Annotated in this window: 15 protein-coding genes; 13 read left to right on the forward strand and 2 right to left on the reverse strand. The window is 68.5% G+C overall.

The genetic code is table 11. The features are described from left to right. Nucleotides 1-2 precede the first annotated feature (2 nt). The 11 genes from O5O54_RS00145 to O5O54_RS00195 all read left to right on the forward strand — a co-directional run bounded on the left by O5O54_RS00145 (nucleotide 3) and on the right by O5O54_RS00195 (nucleotide 13,243). Nucleotides 3-359, forward strand: a complete 357-nt coding sequence (locus O5O54_RS00145) for a hypothetical protein (protein WP_279477550.1) — start codon at nucleotides 3-5, stop codon at nucleotides 357-359. After that, nucleotides 356-2,080, forward strand: a complete 1,725-nt coding sequence (locus tag O5O54_RS00150; RefSeq protein WP_279477552.1) for a penicillin-binding protein 2 — start codon at nucleotides 356-358, stop codon at nucleotides 2,078-2,080. Before O5O54_RS00145 ends, O5O54_RS00150 begins: the two co-directional genes overlap by 4 nt. A 114-nt stretch (nucleotides 2,081-2,194) precedes the next feature. Continuing rightward, nucleotides 2,195-3,643, forward strand: a complete 1,449-nt coding sequence (locus tag O5O54_RS00155; RefSeq protein ID WP_279477553.1) for a UDP-N-acetylmuramoyl-L-alanyl-D-glutamate--2,6-diaminopimelate ligase — start codon at nucleotides 2,195-2,197, stop codon at nucleotides 3,641-3,643. Further along, nucleotides 3,640-5,112: a UDP-N-acetylmuramoylalanyl-D-glutamyl-2,6-diaminopimelate--D-alanyl-D-alanine ligase gene (locus O5O54_RS00160; RefSeq protein WP_279477555.1), complete on the forward strand. Its 1,473-nt coding sequence runs from the start codon at nucleotides 3,640-3,642 to the stop codon at nucleotides 5,110-5,112. The genes O5O54_RS00155 and O5O54_RS00160 overlap by 4 nt, the downstream gene beginning before the upstream one ends. Nucleotides 5,113-5,115: 3 nt before the next feature. Continuing rightward, the gene (mraY, locus tag O5O54_RS00165) at nucleotides 5,116-6,198 is read left to right on the forward strand and encodes a phospho-N-acetylmuramoyl-pentapeptide-transferase (protein ID WP_279477557.1); all 1,083 of its coding nucleotides are present in this window, start codon (nucleotides 5,116-5,118) and stop codon (nucleotides 6,196-6,198) included. Between the two features lie 8 nt (nucleotides 6,199-6,206). Next, nucleotides 6,207-7,601: a UDP-N-acetylmuramoyl-L-alanine--D-glutamate ligase gene (gene murD, locus O5O54_RS00170; protein ID WP_279477559.1), complete on the forward strand. Its 1,395-nt coding sequence runs from the start codon at nucleotides 6,207-6,209 to the stop codon at nucleotides 7,599-7,601. Between the two features lie 3 nt (nucleotides 7,602-7,604). Further along, nucleotides 7,605-8,771, forward strand: coding sequence for a putative lipid II flippase FtsW (gene ftsW / locus O5O54_RS00175; RefSeq protein WP_279477562.1), 1,167 nt, complete (start codon nucleotides 7,605-7,607; stop codon nucleotides 8,769-8,771). A 9-nt stretch (nucleotides 8,772-8,780) separates the two neighbouring features. After that, on the forward strand, nucleotides 8,781-9,881 hold the full coding sequence (gene murG, locus O5O54_RS00180; protein ID WP_279477563.1) for an undecaprenyldiphospho-muramoylpentapeptide beta-N-acetylglucosaminyltransferase: 1,101 nt from the start codon (nucleotides 8,781-8,783) through the stop codon (nucleotides 9,879-9,881). Nucleotides 9,882-9,913: 32 nt separating this feature from the next. Continuing rightward, the gene (murC, locus tag O5O54_RS00185) at nucleotides 9,914-11,326 is read left to right on the forward strand and encodes a UDP-N-acetylmuramate--L-alanine ligase (protein ID WP_279477565.1); all 1,413 of its coding nucleotides are present in this window, start codon (nucleotides 9,914-9,916) and stop codon (nucleotides 11,324-11,326) included. Next, nucleotides 11,323-12,270 carry a UDP-N-acetylmuramate dehydrogenase gene (gene murB, locus O5O54_RS00190; protein WP_279477566.1) on the forward strand — a complete coding sequence of 316 codons (948 nt, stop codon included), beginning with the start codon at nucleotides 11,323-11,325 and terminating at the stop codon, nucleotides 12,268-12,270. The genes murC and murB overlap by 4 nt, the downstream gene beginning before the upstream one ends. Before the next feature lie 64 nt (nucleotides 12,271-12,334). Beyond that, entirely contained in the window at nucleotides 12,335-13,243 is a 909-nt protein-coding gene (locus tag O5O54_RS00195; RefSeq protein ID WP_279477569.1) for a cation diffusion facilitator family transporter, read from the forward strand. A gap of 12 nt (nucleotides 13,244-13,255) precedes the next feature. On the opposite strand, the gene O5O54_RS00200 is transcribed toward O5O54_RS00195, so the two are convergent. Beyond that, nucleotides 13,256-14,929 carry an alpha/beta-hydrolase family protein gene (locus tag O5O54_RS00200; RefSeq protein WP_279477571.1) on the reverse strand — a complete coding sequence of 558 codons (1,674 nt, stop codon included), beginning with the start codon at nucleotides 14,927-14,929 and terminating at the stop codon, nucleotides 13,256-13,258. Between the two features lie 20 nt (nucleotides 14,930-14,949). Beyond that, complete coding sequence (locus O5O54_RS00205; protein ID WP_279477573.1) at nucleotides 14,950-16,779, reverse strand: glycoside hydrolase family 15 protein; 1,830 nt, start codon at nucleotides 16,777-16,779, stop codon at nucleotides 14,950-14,952. Between the two features lie 328 nt (nucleotides 16,780-17,107). Between O5O54_RS00205 and O5O54_RS00210 the strand changes: the two genes are divergently transcribed. Further along, entirely contained in the window at nucleotides 17,108-18,544 is a 1,437-nt protein-coding gene (locus O5O54_RS00210; RefSeq protein ID WP_279477575.1) for a PTS galactitol transporter subunit IIC, read from the forward strand. After that, nucleotides 18,541-19,002, forward strand: coding sequence for a PTS sugar transporter subunit IIA (locus O5O54_RS00215; RefSeq protein WP_279477577.1), 462 nt, complete (start codon nucleotides 18,541-18,543; stop codon nucleotides 19,000-19,002). The genes O5O54_RS00210 and O5O54_RS00215 overlap by 4 nt, the downstream gene beginning before the upstream one ends. The last annotated feature ends 6 nt before the right edge of the window (nucleotides 19,003-19,008 follow it).

Raw genomic sequence — 19,008 nt, forward strand, 5'->3', positions numbered from 1 at the left:
CCATGCTGAAGACGCTCGACGTCCTCCTCGTTGCCGTTCTCCTGGTCGTCGCGACCTGGACCTTCGGCCAGAAGTACCAGGCCGGGGACCTGGAGCACGAGGTCATGCTGCTCGACCGCAAGATTGCGCAGGAGCGCGAGACCATGCAGCTCCTGGAGGCCGACTGGAGCCTCCTGAACCAGCCGTTCCGGCTGGAGGCGCTGGCGCGCAACTTCGACGCCGTGCTGAACCTCAAGCCGGTCGAGCCGCAGCAGATCGTCGAATCCAACCAGCTCCCCGCCGTTCCCGCCCCGCCCGCGCCGGAAGAGGCGGCGCACGAGGCCAAGATCGCATCCGCCAGCCAGGGCCGCATTCGATGAAGGTGCTCCGCCAGCTTCTGTCCGGACTTGCTAAGGCGCCGGCGGCGACGCCCGCCCCGCCGGCCACCGGCCTGCGCCGCCGCCGCGTCGAGGCGCCGCGCAACAAGCCGCGCTTCATCATCGCGACGGGCCTGTTCTGCGCCATCTATGTCGTGATCGGCGGGCGGCTCGTCTATCTCGGCACGCAGTCCGATCCGAACGCCACCTACCGGTCGGCGTCGGGACAGGGTCCGATCACGCGCCCCGACCTTCTCGACCGCAACGGCGAGGTGCTGGCGACCGACATCAAGACGGCCTCGCTCTTCGCCGAGCCGCGCCGCATCGTGGACGCGGACGAGGCGACGGAGTCGCTCCTCACCGTCCTGCCCGATCTCAACCCCAAGATTCTCCATGCGCGCCTTTCGTCCAAGGCGGGCTTCGCCTGGCTGAAACGCGAGCTGACGCCGCGCCAGCAGCAGGAGATCATGGCGCTCGGCATTCCCGGCATCGGCTTCCGCACGGAGAAGAAGCGCTTCTACCCCGGCGGCCCGACCGCGGCCCACATCGTCGGCGTGACCAACGTCGACAACCAGGGCATCGCCGGCATGGAGAAATATGTCGACGACGCGGGCTTCCGCGACCTCAGCTCGCTCGGCTTTGCCGGCAACGACAAGCTGGAGCCGGTCAAGCTGTCGATCGACCTGCGCGTCCAGCACATCGTGCGCGACGAGCTCGTAGCCGCCATGGCCAAGTACAAGGCGATCGCGGCCGGCGGCCTGGTGATGGACATCCAGACCGGCGAGATCATCGCCATGGCCTCGCTGCCCGACTACGACCCGAACTTCCCGGCGGACGCGCTGAAGAAGGAGAACTTGAACCGCATCTCGGCCGGCACGTTCGAGATGGGCTCGACCTTCAAGATCTTCACGACCGCGATGGCGCTCGATTCCGGCCTCGTGAAGTACAACGACGTGTTCTCGACGACGCCGTTCCGCGTCGCCGGCTTCACCATCAAGGAATTCCACGGCAAGGGCCGGCCGCTCTCCGTGCCGGAAATCTTCGAATATTCGTCCAACGTCGGCTCGGCCCGCGAGGCGGACATCGTCGGCATCGAGGGGCACAAGGAGTTCCTGACGCGCATGGGTCTCCTGTCGCGCATCAAGACCGAATTGCCAGAGACGGCGATGCCCTCGCAGCCCAGGCAGTGGAAGAAGATCAACTCCATGACCATCGCCTTCGGCCACGGCGTCTCCACGACGCCGCTGCAGACGGCGGCCGCAGCGGCGGCCATCGTGAACGACGGCTGGTACGTGCCGCCCACCTTCCTGCCGCGCACCAAGGAAGAGGCGGACAAGGTCAAGGTGAAGGTCCTCAAGGACCAGACCTCGGCCGAGATGCGCGAGATCTTCAAGATCAACGGCGTCTCCGGCTCGGGCAAGAGCGCCAACCCGCCGGGCTACCATGTCGGCGGCAAGACGGGCACGGCCGAGAAGGTCGTGAACGGGCGCTATTCCAAGGACATGCGCTTCAACGCCTATGTCGGGGCCTTCCCGATCGAGAAGCCGCGCTATCTCGTGCTTTCGATCATCGACGAGCCGAAGAAGGAAGAGGGCAAGTACGCGGCGACGGCCGGCTACAACGCCGCGCCCATGGTCGGCAACATCGTGCGCCGGGCGGCGACCTTCCTGGACGTGAAGCCGGACTTCGGGGACACGGGCAAGTCGCTTCTCGTGTCCTACTGACGTCAAAATGCTTCAACAGGTTCGCCCCGTGCTCTACAGGACGAGCCACTGAGCGAAACCGGACGAGCCGGCGGCATGACCGCCGGCTTTTCCGTGACATGCGGAAGATGGTGAATGAAGCTTTGCGATCTGGCCGAGGACCTCGCCACCGGGGCGGGTGATGAAGCGGTCGACATCACCGGCCTGACGTCGGACTCGCGCGACGTTCGACCCGGCATGCTCTTCGCGGCGCTCGCCGGCTCCAAAGGCGACGGCGCGGCCTATGTCGGCGATGCCGTCTCGCGCGGCGCGGCGGCGATCCTTCTGCCGGCCGGCGTCGAGGCCAGCGCCCCTGTTCCGATCCTGCGCACCGGCGACGCGCGCCGCGCGCTCGCCCGCATGGCCGCCCGCTTCTACGGTCGCCAGCCCGAGCATGTCGTCGCCGTCACCGGCACCAGCGGCAAGACCTCCATTGCCGCCTTCACCCGCCAGATCTGGGCCTTGGGCGGCCTTAAGGCCGCCTCCATCGGCACCACCGGCGTCGTGTCGCCGACGCGCGACGAGTACGGCTCGCTGACGACGCCCGAACCCGTGGCGCTCGCCAGGCTGATGGCGGAACTTGCCGACGAGGGCGTGACCCATGCCTCGATGGAGGCCTCCAGCCACGGGCTCGACCAGCGCCGGCTGGACGGCGTGAACCTGCGTGCCGCCGGTTTCAGCAATCTCGGCCGCGACCACATGGACTACCATCCGACGGTGGACGACTATTTCCGCGCCAAGATGCGCCTCTTCGACACGCTGCTCCCGAAGGGCGCGCCGGCGGTCATTTATGCCGACGACCGCTGGTCGGCGGCTGCGACGGAAGCCGCCAAGCTCGCCGGCGCGACGGTCATGACCGTCGGCAGGGAGGGCGGCTTCCTGAAGCTGAAGCGCCTGGAGCACGAGCGCAACCGGCAGATCGCCGAAGTGGAGGCAGCGGGCCGGCTCTACCGGATCGTGCTGCCGCTGGCGGGCGAGTTCCAGATGGCCAACGCGCTCGTCGCGGCCGGACTTGCCATCGCGACGGGCCGCAACGTCGATGACGTGCTCCCGGCGCTGGAGCACCTCAAGGGTGCGCCCGGTCGGCTCGACCTCGCCGGCACCACAGGGGAGGGCGTGCCGGTCTTCGTGGACTACGCCCACAAGCCCGAGGCGTTGGAGAACGTCCTGTCCTCCGTGCGCCCCTTCACGACCGGACGTGTGATCGTGGTCTTCGGCTGCGGCGGCGACCGCGACCGCGGCAAGCGCCCGATCATGGGCGAGATCGCAGGGCGTCTCGCCGACATCGTGATCGTCACCGACGACAACCCACGATCCGAGGTGCCCTCCGAGATCCGCGCCGAGATCATGGCCGCCGTGCCGGCCGCCGAGGAGATCGGCGACCGCCGCACCGCCATTCGCCACGCGGTCGAGCTTTCGCGCTCGGGCGATACGGTGGTGATCGCCGGCAAGGGCCATGAGAACGGTCAGACGGCGGGCGGGGCGACCCTGCCGTTCAGCGACCACGAAGAGGTGCGCGCCGCGATCGCAGGGGCCGCCCGATGAGCCCGCCGCTCTGGACGGGGCAGGACCTCGCCGCGGCGACCGGCGGACGCCCCATCGGCACGCTGCCCGGCGCGGTGACGGGCGTGTCGATCGACACGCGCACGCTTCAGCCCGGCGAGGCCTTCTTCGCCATCAAGGGCGACGCCTTCGACGGGCACGCCTTTCTGCGCCAGGCGGCCGCCGCCGGCGCCTCCATGCTGGTCGTCTCGGAGCAGAAGCTGCCGGCGCTCGGCGCGATCGGCCTGCCGATCGTGGTCGTGCCGGATGTCCTCAAAGCGCTCGAGCGGCTGGGCTCGGCGGCGCGCGAGCGCTCGGCGGCGCGCATCGTCGCGGTCACGGGCAGCGTCGGCAAGACGACCACCAAGGACGCGCTGCGCCATGTGCTGGGCGAGCAGGGCACGGTTCATGCCTCGGCCGCCTCGTTCAACAACCATTGGGGCGTGCCCCTGACGCTGGCCCGCCTGCCGGCCGACGCGCGCTTTGCCGTGTTCGAGATCGGCATGAACCACCCGAACGAGATCCGGCCGCTGGTGAAGCTGGTGCGCCCCCACGTGGCGGTCATCACGCTGATCGCCGCCGCCCATCTCGGCTTCTTCAGGAGCCTGGAGCATATCGCCGAGGCCAAGGCGGAGATTTTCGAGGGCGTCGTACCCGGCGGCACGGCCGTACTCAACGCCGACGACCCGATGACTGCCTTCCTGATGCAGGCGGCGCACGCGGCGGGCGTTACGCGCATCACGACCTTCGGCGAGGAGGAGACGGCCGACTACCGGCTCGCCGGCTTCCGCCCATCGTCGTCCGGCTCGCGCATCCTGGCCCGGATCGACGGCACGCAGGTGGAGGTCCAGCTCGGCTCGGGCGGCCGGCACCTCGTGCAGAACGCGCTGGCGGTGCTCGGCGCCGCCGATCTCCTCGGCGCCGACGTCGAAAAGGCAGCGCAGTCCTTGAGCACCTGGCGGGCGGGCAAGGGCCGTGGCGAGCGCCATGTGCTGCCGCTCGCCGACGGCAGCGGCGAGTGGACGCTGATCGACGAGAGCTACAACGCCAACCCCGCCTCGATGCGCGCCGCGCTCGCGCTCCTGGCACAGGCCGGACCCGGCCCGAGCGGCCGGCGCATCGCCGTCCTCGGCGACATGCTGGAACTCGGCGATTTCTCCACCGACTTGCACGCCGATCTGGCGGGGCCGATCCTCGACGCCCATCCCGACCTCGTGCTCCTGTCGGGACCCGAGATGAAAGGCCTCGACGCCGCGCTGGAGCGGCTCGTGCGCCACGAGTGGCACGCCAGCCCGGACGAGCTTCGCGAAAGCCTCGTCCGGCATCTTCGCCCCGGCGACGTCGTCATGGCGAAGGCCTCGAAAAGCATCGGTTTTTCCAAGATCGTGGACGATCTGATCCGCATTCATGCCCCGCCGGCCTCGGCGGCACCAGGCGCCTCCGCCCCCTCCGATCGCGGCCAGGGAGCCTGATCCATGCTGTCCTATCTCGCCACGCTCGCCGACAACGCCCAGCTCTTCAACGTCTTCCGCTACATCACCTTCCGCACCGGCGGGGCGATGATCACGTCGTTCATCGTGGTGTTCCTGTTCGGCCCGGCGATCATCGCGAACCTGCGCGTGCGTCAGGGGCGGGGCCAGCCGATCCGCGCCGACGGGCCGCAGACCCACTTCAAGAAGGCGGGCACGCCCACCATGGGCGGGCTGATGATCCTGTCCGGCTTTCTGGTCGCGACCCTGCTCTGGGCCGAGCTGTCGAACATCTATGTCTGGATGGTGCTGCTCGTGACCGTCGGCTTCGGCTCGATCGGCTTCTACGACGACTATCTCAAGGTGACCAAGCAGAGCCACAAGGGCTTTTCCGGCAAGTCCCGCCTCGGGCTGGAGTTCCTGATCGCCCTCGTCGCCGGCGTCCTCGTGATCCTGGCGCAGTCGGGCAGCTTCGCGAGCTCGCTCTCGATTCCCTTCTTCAAGGCGCTCCTGATCGACCTCGGCTGGTTCTACGCCGCCTTCGCCGCCTTCGTGATCGTGGGCGCGGGCAACGCGGTGAACCTCACGGACGGGCTCGACGGGCTCGCCATCATGCCGATCATGATCGCCGCCGCCGCCTTCGGCCTGATCGCCTATCTCGCCGGTAACACCAACTTCGCCAACTATCTCCAGATCCACTACGTCGCCGGCACGGGCGAACTCGCCGTGGTCTGCGGGGCGGTGATCGGGGCGGGGCTCGGCTTCCTCTGGTTCAACGCGCCGCCGGCCGCCATCTTCATGGGTGACACGGGCTCGCTCGCGCTGGGCGGCCTGGTCGGCGCCATCGCGGTCGCCACCAAGCACGAGCTGGTGCTGGTCGTGATCGGCGGTCTCTTCGTGATGGAGGCCCTGTCGGTCATCATCCAGGTCGCCTCGTTCAAGCTCACCGGCAAGCGCGTCTTCCTGATGGCGCCGATCCACCACCATTTCGAGAAGCTCGGCTGGACCGAGAGCCAGGTCGTGGTGCGCTTCTGGATCATCGCGCTGCTTCTGGCCTTCGTCGGCCTGTCCACCCTCAAGCTGCGCTGAGGTTCGGGATGATCGCCGCCCACACGTTCAAGGATCGCACCGTCGCCCTGTTCGGCCTCGGCGGCTCGGGTCTGGCGACCGCCCGCTCGCTGCAGGCTGGCGGCGCGCGCCTCGTCGCCTTCGACGACAATCCAAAGAGCGTCGAGGCGGCGGCGGCCGAGGGCATCCCCACAGGCGACCTGCACGAACTCGACTGGGCCGGCGTCGAGGCGCTGGTGCTCTCGCCCGGCGTGCCGCTGACCCACCCGAAGCCTCATTGGGCCGCTGATCTCGCCAATGCCGCCGGCGTTCCGGTGATCGGAGACATCGAGATCTTCGTGCGCGAGCGCGAGACCTCCACCCCGCGCGCGCCCTTCGTCGCCATCACCGGCACCAACGGCAAGTCGACCACCACGGCCCTGATCGCCCACTGTCTCCGGCATTCGGGCCGCGACACCCAGCTCGGCGGCAATATCGGCGTCGCGGTCCTGACGCTCGATCCGCCGCAGCCCGACCGCTTTTACGTCGTCGAGTGCTCGTCCTACCAGATCGACCTCGCGCCTTCGATCCGCCCGACGGTCGGCATTCTCCTGAACCTCACGCCCGACCATCTCGACCGCCACGGCACGATGGAGAACTACGCCGCCATCAAGGCGCGCCTGCTCCAGGAAGCCGGCACGGCCGTGATCGGCGTGGACGACGACTACTGCTCGGGGATTGCCGACTGGCACGAGAGCGAGGGCAACGTCGTCGTGCGCATCTCCAAGGAGCGCGCGCTGGACAATGGCGTCTACTTTGCCGACGGCGAGGTGAGGGTGGCCGAGGGCGGCGCGGTGACGCATCGCTTCCCGCTGGCGGGCATCGGCTCCCTGCGCGGCCGCCACAACGGCCAGAACGCCGCCGCGGCCGTCGCGACGCTCCTCGCGCTCGGCCTCGCCGACGACGAGATCGTGGCCGGCCTGCGGTCGTTTCCCGGTCTCGCCCACCGCATGGAGGAGGTCGGGCGGCGCGCCCAGGTTCTCTTCGTCAACGATTCCAAGGCGACCAACGCCGATGCCGCCGCGCCCGCGCTGGGCAGCTTCGAGCGCATCCACTGGATCGCCGGCGGTCTGCCCAAGGAGGGCGGCATCGCCTCCCTGGAGCCGCTCTTCCCCCGGATCGCCAAGGCCTATCTGATCGGGGAGGCGGCACCCGCCTTCGCCGCCACTCTTGGTGAACGAATTCCTTACGAAATCTCGGGTACATTGGAGGTCGCGGTCGAGGATGCGGCGCGCGACGCGGCCCGCACGGGCGAGGAGGAGGTCGTCCTCCTGTCGCCGGCCTGCGCCAGCTTCGACCAGTTCCGGAATTTCGAGGTGCGTGGCGACACGTTCCGCCAGCTTGTGGCCGCGCTGCCCGCGACCGAACCGTCTTCGAAGGGTTGAGCCATGTCGAGCCGCGCCAAGAAGGGCCTCATCACGGACTGGTGGTGGTCCATCGACCGCTGGTTTCTGGCCGCCTTCCTGATCCTGATGATCGGCGGCATGGTCCTGTCCTTCGCGGCGAGTCCGCCGGTGGCCGAGAAGATCGGTCTCGAGCCCTTCCATTTCGTGAAGCGCCACGCCTTCTTCCTGTTTCCCTCGATCGCGGTGATGCTGGCGACCTCGCTGCTGACCCCGCGCGGCGTGCGCCGCATGTCGATCATCATGCTGGCCGGCGCGCTGGTCGTGATGGTGATGGCGCTGTTCTTCGGCACGGAAGTGAAGGGCGCGCGGCGCTGGATGGATTTCGGCGGCCTGAGCGTCCAGCCGTCCGAGTTCATGAAGCCGGCCTTCGTCGTGGTCTGCGCCTGGCTCTTCGCCGAGCGCTCGCGCCGGCCGGACGTGCCGGGCAACCTCTTCTCGATCATGCTGCTCCTCGTCGTGACCGCGCTCCTCGTCGCGCAGCCCGACCTCGGCCAGACGATCCTGACGGCCGCCACCTGGAGCTGCATGTTCTTCATGGCAGGCCTGTCCTGGGTGTGGATCACCCTCCTTGGCGGCGTCGGCATGGTCGGCTTCCTCGGCGCCTATCTCGTGTTCCCGCACGTCGCCTCGCGTATCGATCGCTTCATGACCGGCGAGGGCGACACCTACCAGACCGACACGGCGCGCGAGGCGATCCTGTCGGGCGGCTGGCTCGGCCAGGGGCCGGGCGAGGGCACGATCAAGCGCATGCTGCCCGACAGCCACACGGACTTCGCCTATTCCGTGATCGCCGAGGAGTTCGGCATCGTCTCCTGCATGGCGCTGTCGGCGGTGTTCTGCTTCGTCGTGCTGCGCGGGCTGACCATCGCCTTCAACCAGCGCGACACGTTCAACCGCCTGGCCATTTCGGGCCTCGTGATGCTGTTCGGCCTCCAGTCGATCATCAACATGGCGGTCAATCTCCACCTGATGCCCGCCAAGGGCATGACCCTGCCCTTCATCTCCTATGGCGGCTCGTCGATGATGGCCGTCGCGATCTCGGCCGGCTTCGTGCTGGCGCTGACCCGCAAGCGCGCCGAGAACGTCTCGCAGACCGATCGGCTGGTGGAGCGCACGCTCGCCTTCCAGGCGCCATATCCCGCGCGCTAGGTGCTGGCCATGAACGCACCGATTCTCTTGTGCGCCGGCGGAACCGGCGGTCACCTCTTTCCGGCGGAAGCCCTGGCGCACGAGTTGCGCGCGCGCGGACACGCGGTCCATCTCGTCACCGACGAGCGGGCCGGGCGCTATGCCGGCAGCTTTCCGGCGGACGAGACGCATGTCGTGCCCTCGGCCACCTTCGGCTCCAAGAATCCGGTCGCGGTGCTCAAATCCGGCCTGAAGCTCTGGACCGGCTATCGCGGCGCCATTGCGCTGATGAAGCGGCTGCGGCCGGCGGCGGTGATCGGTTTCGGCGGCTATCCCACCATTCCGCCGATGATGGCGGCGGTGCAACTCGGACTGCCGACGGCGATCCACGAGCAGAACGCGGTGATGGGCCGGGCCAACAAGTTCCTGAGCGGTCGCGTGCGCCGGATCGCGGCGGGCATCCCGCAGTCGGGAGCGGACGGCGCGGTGGCGGCCAAGATCACGGTCACCGGCAATCCCGTGCGCCCGGCGGTGCTGGAGGCGGCCGCCGTGCCCTACCGTGCGAGCGGCGAGGGCGAGCCGTTCGAGCTCGTCGTCTTCGGTGGCAGCCAGGGCGCGAGCTACTTTGCCGACGCCGTGCCCGCCGCGGTGAAGCTGATGCCGGCGGGCCTTCGCGCCCGGTTGCGCGTGACCCAGCAGGCTCGCGCCGAGGATGAGGCGAAGGTCGTCGCCGCCTTCCGCGAGATCGGCGTTCCTGCCGCCGTCTCGCCCTTCTTCAAGGACATGGCGGCCCGCATCGCGAAGGCGCATCTCGTCGTCAGTCGGGCGGGCGCCTCCACGGTCTCCGAACTGTCGGTGATCGGGCGTCCCTCGATCCTGGTGCCATACCCCTATGCACTCGACCACGACCAGGCGGCCAACGCCGCGCGGCTCAGCCAAGCTGGCGGGACGATCGTCTCCAAGCAGTCGGACCTGACGCCCGAGCGGCTGGCGGGCCTTGCGACCATGCTCGCCAACGACGCCGATAAGGCCGAGACGATGGCCTTCGCCGCGAAGGCGCAAGGGATACCCGAAGCGGCGCGGTTGCTTGCCGATCTGGTCGAGTCTATGCCGGGCGCCGCAACACGCTGACAAATCAACGAAAAGACCTTAAGGAGCCGGCCATGAAGATGCCGCCCAATATCGGCCCGGTGCATTTCATCGGCATCGGCGGCATCGGCATGAGCGGCATCGCCGAGGTGCTGGTCAACCTCGGCTATACCGTGCAGGGTTCCGACGCCTCGGAGAACGCCAACGTCCAGCGCCTGCGCGACAAGGGCGTCACCGTCCATATCGGGCACGCCGCGGAAAATCTCGGCCTTGCCGAGGTCGTGGTCGTCTCGACGGCCATCAAGCGGTCCAACCCCGAGCTGTCGGCCGCGCGCGAGCGCCTTCTGCCGATCGTGCGCCGCGCCGAGATGCTGGCCGAGCTGATGCGCTTCCGCCAGGCCATCGCCATCGGCGGCACGCACGGCAAGACGACGACGACCTCCATGGTCGCGACGCTGCTCGACGCCGGCGGCATGGACCCGACCGTCGTCAACGGCGGCATCATCAACGCCTACGGCACCAACGCCCGGATGGGCGAGGGCGAGTGGATGGTGGTGGAGGCCGACGAGAGCGACGGCACCTTCCTGAAGCTGCCGGCGGACGTGGCGGTCGTCACCAATATCGACCCCGAGCACCTCGACCACTACGGCACCTTCGACAAGGTGCGCGCCGCCTTCCGCGCCTTTGTCGAGAACGTGCCCTTCTACGGCTTCGCGGTCATGTGCCTCGACCATCCGGAGGTGCAGACGCTGGTCTCCGAGATCGAGGACCGCCGCATCATCACCTATGGCGAGAATCTTCAGGCCGACGCGCGCTTCCAGAACGTGCGCGCCGAGGGGCCGCGTTCGACCTTCGACGTGACCATCCGCGACCGCATTACCGGTGCGACCACGGCCATGAAGGACCTCGTGCTGCCGATGCCCGGCCGGCACAACGTGTCGAACGCGACAGCCGCCGTCGCAGTGGCTCACCGGATCGGCATCGGCGAGGAGGCGATCCGCAAGGGGCTCGGCTCCTTCGGCGGCGTCAAGCGGCGTTTCACCCACACGGGCAACGCGCTCGGTATCGACGTCTACGACGACTACGGCCACCATCCGGTCGAGATCCGCGCCGTGCTGTCGGCCGCGCGCTCTGCCGCCACGGGCCGCGTCGTCGCCGTGGTGCAGCCGCACCGCTACACGCGTCTCCAGAGCCTGTTCGCGGATTTCGCGGCGTGCTTCAACGACGCCGACACCGTCATCCTCGCGCCGGTCTATTCGGCCGGCGAGGAGCCGATCGACGGGGTGGATTCGGTGATGCTGGCCGAGCGCCTGCGTCTCGGCGGCCATCGCGACGCGCGGCTGATCGACGGGCCGGCGGAACTCGCGCCGCTGATCCACCGCGTGGCCGAGGCCGGCGACATGGTCGTGTGCCTGGGCGCCGGCAACATCACGGCTTGGGCCTATGCCCTGCCTAAGGAGCTCGAGGCGCTGGGGCGGCAGGCTTGAGCGAGCTTTTCGCGGCGCTGTCCGACCCGGCTCTCGGCCTGCGCGGCAAGCTGCAGGCCGGGGCGGATCTGTCCAAGATCACATGGTTCCGCACGGGCGGACCGGCTGACCTCATGTTCCAGCCGGCCGACGAGGCGGACCTCGCCGCCTTTCTCGCCGCGCTACCGGCCGACGTGCCGCTGACCACGGTCGGCATCGGCTCCAACCTCCTGATCCGGGACGGCGGCGTCGGTGGCGTCGTGCTGCGCCTGCCGGCCAAAGGCTTCGGCGAGGTCGAGGCGATCGGCGACGGGCGCCTCCGCGCGGGCGCGGCGGCGAGCGACAAGCGCGTGGCGGCGGTGGCTCTCGAAGCGGGGCTCGGCGGTTTTCACTTCCTGCACGGCATTCCCGGGTCCGTCGGCGGCGCGATCCGGATGAACGGCGGGGCCAACGGGGTCGAGACGGCCGACCGGTTGGTCGAGGCGAGGGCGCTGGACCGGCAGGGGCGCGTCCACACGCTGCCCAAGGCCGAGATGGGCTTCTCCTATCGCCATGCCGACGCGCCGGACGACCTGATCTTCGTCTCGGCCGTCTTCGAAGGGCCGAAGAGCCCCCGGGACGAAATCCGCCGCGCGATGGACGAGGTGCAGCACCATCGCGAGACCGTGCAGCCGGTGCGCGAGAAGACGGGCGGCTCGACCTTCAAGAACCCGCCGGGCACCTCGGCCTGGAAGGAGGTCGACCGGGCCGGATGCCGGGGCCTGCGCATCGGCGGGGCCGAGATGTCGGCCCTCCACTGCAATTTCATGCTGAACGTTGGCGACGCCTCGGGGCACGACCTCGAACTTCTCGGCGAGACCGTGCGGCGCCGGGTGTTCGAGACGAGCGGCATTCTTCTGAAATGGGAGATCAAGCGGCTCGGGCGCTTTTCCGAAGGCGCAGCGGTGGAGCCTTTCGTTCCCTGACGGACTCGCCGAGCGGCAGTCCCGGCACTATGAACCCGGCTAAGGATACGTGCGAGCCGGGTTCATGAAGACTGATACGAGAGAACAATCCGCTCTCAAGCGTTCCATCGCCGCGACGGTCTTCGTCGGCGGAGCGGGCGTCGTCTTCGGCATCCTGTCGGGGTCGCTGTCGATCGCCTTCGACGGCATGTTCTCCGTGGTCGACGCCTCCATGACGGGCATGGCGCTTCTCGTTTCGCGGCTCATCGAACGGCAGACCAGCGGTCGCTTCCAGCTCGGCTTCTGGCATCTCGAGCCGATCGTCCTCCTGTTCAACGGGGCGCTTCTCTCGCTGCTCTCGGCCTACGCCTTCACCAACGCCGTGGGCACGCTCCTGTCGGGCGGGCGCGACCTCGAGTTCGGCTGGGCGATCGCCTATGCCGTGATCATCGTCGCCATCTGTCTTGCGATGTTCCTGATCGGCCGCCGTCAGAACCGTGAGATCCAGTCAGCGCTGCTGGCGCTCGACGTGAAGGGCTGGGCGATGTCCGGCCTGATCACCGCCGCGCTGCTGGTCGCCTTCCTGATCGCGGCGCTGCTTCAGGACACGGCCTTCGAGGGGTGGACCCCCTATGTGGATCCGGCGGTTCTCGCCATTCTCACGCTGTGCCTCATCCCGGTTCCCTTGCGGACCGTCTTCGAGGCGCTCAAGGACATCTTCCTCGTCGCGCCGGCGGCGTTGGATGCACAGGTGCGCTCCGTCGCGTCCGGCATCGTCCAGCGCAACGGCTACAGGGACGTGCGGACCTATGTCGCAAAGGTCGGCCGCTCCCGCACGATGGAGTTTCACTTCATCGTTCCGGAGGATCATCCGAACCAGACCCTCGCCGACTTCGACCGGGTGCGCGAGGAGATTGCCGGTGCGGTCGGCGGCGAGCCGCGCGACCGCTGGCTGACGGTCACCTTCACCGCCGACCCCAAATGGGCCGACTGACGTGAGGAGGCGTCAGTTCGGCATCAGCCCGCGCAGGTGTACCTTCAGCGCCTCCAGGCGATCCGGGGTCCAGCCGCCGGGCTCGGTGACCGCGACCCACGCGTCGATATAGTGCTCGGGCGCGTAGATATGGCCGTGGCCCATCGGCGTCGTGGTGGCGAGCGCCATGTCGAGACCGAGCTGGAAGAAGGTGATGATCGGATACCAGCGCAGCTCGGGCGACACGTCGGGGCCGCGCGGTTCGTTCATCCAGTCGGGCGCGCGCCAGGCCGAGCCGGGCTCGAAGAAAGTGATGGGGTCGCTCGCATATTGCAGGAAGACGATGCGCAGGGGTCCCCAGGGCGCGTCCGCCTGATCCAGCATGTTCTCCGCGCCTGTGAAGCGGATCACCGACCCGTCGCGAAAGCGCGGCGCCCAGGCCGGCGTTCCGGGACGACGCTCGGCGGTCGCCTGCGACCAGGTCCGGCTCGGGAAGGGCGGCCCGCTCCATAGCGCGCCCTGGAACGGGTCGCCGATCACGTCGAAGAGGTCCACCGACAGGTCGGAGTTGAGCGCGCCGAGGCTGATGCCGTGGAGATAGAGGCGCGGGCGCGTGTCTCTCGGCAGGGTGCGCCAATGGTCGTAGACCCGGTGGAAGAGCTGCCTCGCCGTATCGGCGCCGTAGGTCGGCTCGACCATCAGCGCGAGCCAGCTCGCGAGATAGGAATATTGCACGGCCACCGTCGCAACGTCCCCGCGATGCAGATATTCGAGCGGCATCTGGCCTGCCTGGTCCATCCAGCCCGTGCCGGTCGGCATCGTCACCACGAGGACCGAGCGCTCGAAGGCGCCGACGCGCAGCATTTCCTGGAAGGCCAGGTCGATCCGCTCCTCGATCGTGTCGGCCGAGTTCAGTCCGACATAGACGCGCAGCGGCTCCATCGCCGGCTCCCCGGTGAAGCGCTCGATGTCGGCGGCCGTCGGACCGGCGGCGACCGCGCGGCGCCCCATGCGGCCGAGATCGTCCCACTGGAGAAGCGACGCCGTGCTCCCCGTCTTCATCGGGTCGGAGGGGCGGCTGAGCGTGTCGTCCACGAGGTCGTCGAGCCGGGCATAGCTCGAGTCCAGCGCGCGGATGCCCGCCTCCAGGATGACGCCGCTGCCGAGACCCCAGAACAGAAGCGCCGTGACGACGATCCCGGCGAGAACCGAGAAGCGCCGCGGGGCGATACGGTCGATGAGGTCGGCGGCGAGGCGCGACACGGCGCGGAAGAGGCGTGCCAGCGCCAGGCAGGCGAGGGCCACCGCGGCCGCCACGGCGCCGACCAGCGCCGGACGCGCGCTTTCCACCGGTTCGAGGCCCATCGGCAGGCGCACGGAGTTCTGCCACTCGGACGCCTCCCACAGGAACAGGACGGCGATGCCGATGCAACTCGCCGCCGCCATGCCCTTCATCCAGCGGCCGCGCGTTCCCTCGTCGAAGTTCGGCAGGCCGAGGAAGCGCCAGAGCGCGCGCAGGAGGGCTCCCAGCCCGTAGCCGACGGCGAAGACGAGGCCGGACAGGGCGCCTTGGAGGAGCGCGTCGCGCGGAACGAGGCTCGGCGTCAGCGAGCCGGCGAAGAACAGCGTCCCGAGCCAGAGCCCGGTGCCGCACAGCGAAGCGACGAAGCGGCGGGCAAGGTTGCGGATGGCGGGCGGCACCGGCATCGGATGGTCGGACCCTCGCGTCAGCCGATCGCCGGTGCCCGGCGCTGCGCGGTCTCGCGCAGCGTGCGGTCGGCATAGGTGCCCCGCATCGCCTCGCGTCCGCCATGGGCGTAGAGGTCGAGGAGAAGGGCGCTGTGGATGAAGGCGAGGTGGCTGAAGGCCTGCGGGAAGTTGCCGAGGAAATGGCCTTCCTCCGCGATCTCCTCGGCGAACAGGCCGACGTCGTTCTGGAGCGCTCGCAGCGCCTCGAACCTTGTGCGCGCCTCCTCCTCGCGGCCGAGCCAGAGGAGGGCGTCCACCAGCCAGAAGGCGCAGATCAGGAAGGTGCCCTCGTGGCCCGGCAGTCCGTCGTCGTTGAGGTAGCGGTAGACGAGGTGCCCCCGGCCGAGTTCGGCGATGATGCGGTCGACCGTGCGCTCGAACACGGCCTCGTCCACCGGGAAGCCGACGATCGGCGCGATCAGGAGCGCGGCGTCGACGTCGTCGGAGCCGATATACTGCGGGTAGAAGCCGTCCGCGTGGACGGCCTCGCCGTTGACGCGCTCGACGATCCGGTCCCGTTCGCGGCACCAGTCCTCGCGCTCTCCGAACATGCGGATCGCCCGGTCGAGCGCCACCCAGTTCATGATCGCGGCGTGGAGATAGTGCTCCTCCGGCTTGCGCGGCTCCCAAAGGCCGGCATCCGTCTCGTGCCAGTGGGCGGCCGAGAAGTCGGCGAGCGCGATGGCCTGATCCCGCGCCTTGTCGTCCAGCGTCCCGCCGAGACGCTCGTAGAGGTAGAGAAGGTCGAGCACCTGGCCGTAGGCGTCGCTCTGATGCTGCTCGGCGGCCTCGTTGCCGTGGCGCACGGGACGGCTGGCGCGCCAGCCCTCGAAATGCGCGATCTCGCGCTCGGTGAGGTCGTCTTCGCCTTCGATGGCGTAGAGCGGCTTCAGGCCGCCGCCCTCGCGCTCGGCGAGCGACATCATGAAGCCGAAGAAGGCCTCGGCCTCGTCCACCATGCCGAACTTCTTGAGGACGTAGAAGGACAGGCAGGCGTCGCGGATCCAGCAGAAGCGATAGTCCCAGTTGCGGATGCCGCCGATCTCCTCGGGGAGCGAGGTGGTGGCGGCCGCCACGATCGCACCGCTCGGCGCGTAGGTCAGCGCCTTGAGCGTGAGGGCCGAGCGCAGGAGTTCGTCGCGCATCGGGCCGTGATAGGCGGCATCCGTGCTCCAGTTCGTCCAGGCCTCGCGCGCCATGTCCATCAGCGCGCGGGGCGGGCAGGGCCAGGCGATCTCCGAGCCTTCGGGAAACAGGGCGAAGGCGACCTCTTCGCCGGCCTTCAGCGAGAAGCGACAGACCGCCCGGCCGTCCTCCGGCGCGAAGCCGCGCGGCAGGTCCCTGGCGATGCAGACGAGCCCTTCGCCCTCGATCCGGTCGGGCGACAGGCGAAGCTCGCCGAACCTCTCGGCGAAGCCGGCGAGCGGGCGATAGGAGACCTCCACCGGCACCTCGCCGGCCGTCGCGGCAACGATGCGCACCAGCGAGGGCATCGCCTTGCCCTCGCGCGGGGCGAGCATGAAGTCGTGGATGGTGAGCACCCCTGTTGCCGCCGTGAAGGTCGTCTGCAGGATATTGGTGTGGGCGAGGTAGAGGCGCTCGGTCTCGAAGTCGCCTTCGGGCCGGATGGAGAACCAGCCGCCGCGCTGCCTGTCCAGGAGGCGCGAGAACGCGGGCGCAGCATCGAAGCGCTTGAGGCAGGCCCAGTCGATCGAACCGTCTCGCGCCACCAGCGCGCAGCCGTGGCAATTGGAAAGGAGGGCGTAGTCCTCGATCGCCTGATAGGGCCGCTCGCCTGCCTGTGTCATCCCAGCTCCTTCGCCGCGCCCCTCGGTCGGGGGGGGCGCCATCCGTTAGCCGGGACCTAGTGTCGGCCCGCTGCGGGGCTAGACGATTTTCGGTGATCAGGCCGGACGTTAGCAAATACGATCGCACGAAAGCGGATCGGCACCGTTCCCTGCAGCTTGAAGCGGTCGCCGGCTGCGGGCGCGGATCCCGCCCGACACGGCCACTTCGATCAGCTCACCGCGCCGCTTTGAACAAGTTGCAAAACAATCATACAAGTGTTCAAAATCGGTTGGGTGCGAGCGAAACGACCGGGGAGTCGGCCGTGCCCTAACGCCGATGGGAGGCAACATGGACGGGGTACTGGCAGGACTGAAGGGGGTCGTCGATGCGCTGGGCGCGACGGTGCTCCTTCCGATCATCATATTCATCATCGCGCTGGTGCTGGGCGCCCGGCCGGGGCGTGCGTTCCGGGCCGGATTGACCGTCGGCATCGCCTTCATCGGCATCAATCTGGTCCTCGGCCTCATGCTCACCACCTTGGGCGAGGTCGCGCAGGCGATCGTCACCAACACGGGCATGCAGCGCGACATCGTCGATGTCGGCTGGCCGTCGGCCGCCGCGATCGCCTTCGGCTCGTCGGTCGGGCTCTGGGTCATTCCCATCGGAATCGCCGTCAACGTCGCCCTGCTGTTCGCCGGTCTGACGCGCACCTTGAACGTCGACGTCTGGAACTTCTGGCACTTCGCCTTCGTCGGCTCGCTGGTGGTCGCAGCAACCGGCAGCCTCGGCTACGGCCTGCTCGCTGCAGGCCTGATGGCAGCGCTTGCGCTCGTTCTCGCGGATTGGACGGCCAAGGGCGTGCAGCGCTTCTACGGCGTCCCCGGCGTTTCCGTTCCCCATCTGGCCTCGGCGCAGATCGTGCCGCTGGCCATCGCGCTCAATTGGCTGATGGACAGAATTCCGGGCATCAATGGGATCCGCGTGGACACGGAGACCGTGCAGCGCCGGCTCGGCGTGTTCGGCGAGCCGATCGTGATGGGTCTGGTCATCGGTCTCGTTCTGGGCTTCGTGGCCTACGCGGGGTCGACCGATGCGGGCACGCTGATCACCAAGTGCCTTCAAACCGGCATGAGTCTGGCCGCGGTCATGCTGCTGCTCCCGCGCATGGTGAAGATCCTGATGGAAGGGCTGATACCCGTCTCGGAAGCTGCGCGCGACTTCGTCCAGAAGCGGGCGGGCGACCGGGAGATCCATGTGGGCCTCGATTCCGCGATCCTCATCGGCCATCCGGCCGCCATCGCGTCGTCCCTGATCCTGGTGCCGGTGGCGATCGTTCTGTCTCTGATCCTTCCCGGCAATCGCATCATCCTCTTCGCGGATCTGGCCGTCATTCCCTTCGTGGTGGCCATGGCGGCGCCGATCGTGAACGGCAACGTCTTCCGCATGGTCGTCATCGGTACCGTGACGCTCGCGGTCGGCTTCTATGTCGGCATGGCGTTGTCGCCTCTGATGACGGCGACTGCCGCCAATTCGGGTTTCGCCATTCCTGCCAACGCCACCGGCATCACCAGCGTGGTCGACGGTTTCCTGTACATTCCCTGGATCGTCATCCGGCTTACCGAGGCGCTCGGGCTTGTCGGTCTGATGCTGGTTCTGGCGGGTGTCGGAGCGCTGCTCTTGGCATGGCGCGCTGCACCGGCCCGTATGGAGCGTCTTGCAGGCGCGGAGGAACCGGTGCCTGCGTCGGATTCCATCGTGACGTCCGGCAGGGAGACCCGTGCGTGAGCGATCTCCTGCATCGGTATCTCGACCCCCGCGCCATTCTGACCGGCGTTTCGGTTTCCGACAGTGCCGGGGCGATCGACCTCCTGGCTGGACGTCTGGAGGAGATCGGGCGGGTGCATTCGTCGTGGGGCGCGGCGGCGCAGGCGCGCGAAGCGGTGATGCCCACGGGCCTTCCGCTTGGCGAACTCAACGCGGCCATTCCCCACACCGACCCGGACCATGTCGCGGAAGCGGCGATCGGGCTGGCCATCCTGCCCGAACCGGTCTCCTTTCGTTCGATGGACGATCCGGAGGAGGAACTCGACGTGCGCATCGTCTTCGCCCTCGCGATCCGCGACAAGACGGAGCAGATCCCGCTGCTTCAAGCGGTGATCGGCACGCTTTCGGACGGCGACCGCCTCGCGCGGCTTGTCTCGGCCGGGAATGCCGAAGATGTTCTGGCAGCCCTACGCAGTTGAAAAGGA

The sequence above is a fragment of the Aureimonas sp. SK2 genome (assembly GCF_029813115.1).
Classification (GTDB): domain Bacteria; phylum Pseudomonadota; class Alphaproteobacteria; order Rhizobiales; family Rhizobiaceae; genus Aureimonas.

Bases quoted from the DNA above. Each gene is read 5' to 3' on its own strand.
- murD (WP_279477559.1), top strand. From the start codon at position 6,207: ATGATCGCCGCCCACACGTTCAAGGATCGCACCGTCGCCCTGTTCGGC.
- O5O54_RS00195 (WP_279477569.1), top strand. From the start codon at position 12,335: ATGAAGACTGATACGAGAGAACAATCCGCTCTCAAGCGTTCCATCGCC.
- mraY (WP_279477557.1), top strand. From the start codon at position 5,116: ATGCTGTCCTATCTCGCCACGCTCGCCGACAACGCCCAGCTCTTCAAC.
- O5O54_RS00205 (WP_279477573.1), bottom strand. From the start codon at position 16,779: ATGACACAGGCAGGCGAGCGGCCCTATCAGGCGATCGAGGACTACGCC.
- O5O54_RS00210 (WP_279477575.1), top strand. From the start codon at position 17,108: ATGGACGGGGTACTGGCAGGACTGAAGGGGGTCGTCGATGCGCTGGGC.
- murC (WP_279477565.1), top strand. From the start codon at position 9,914: ATGAAGATGCCGCCCAATATCGGCCCGGTGCATTTCATCGGCATCGGC.
- murG (WP_279477563.1), top strand. From the start codon at position 8,781: ATGAACGCACCGATTCTCTTGTGCGCCGGCGGAACCGGCGGTCACCTC.
- O5O54_RS00160 (WP_279477555.1), top strand. From the start codon at position 3,640: ATGAGCCCGCCGCTCTGGACGGGGCAGGACCTCGCCGCGGCGACCGGC.
- O5O54_RS00200 (WP_279477571.1), bottom strand. From the start codon at position 14,929: ATGCCGGTGCCGCCCGCCATCCGCAACCTTGCCCGCCGCTTCGTCGCT.
- O5O54_RS00155 (WP_279477553.1), top strand. From the start codon at position 2,195: ATGAAGCTTTGCGATCTGGCCGAGGACCTCGCCACCGGGGCGGGTGAT.
- ftsW (WP_279477562.1), top strand. From the start codon at position 7,605: ATGTCGAGCCGCGCCAAGAAGGGCCTCATCACGGACTGGTGGTGGTCC.
- O5O54_RS00150 (WP_279477552.1), top strand. From the start codon at position 356: ATGAAGGTGCTCCGCCAGCTTCTGTCCGGACTTGCTAAGGCGCCGGCG.
- O5O54_RS00145 (WP_279477550.1), top strand. From the start codon at position 3: ATGCTGAAGACGCTCGACGTCCTCCTCGTTGCCGTTCTCCTGGTCGTC.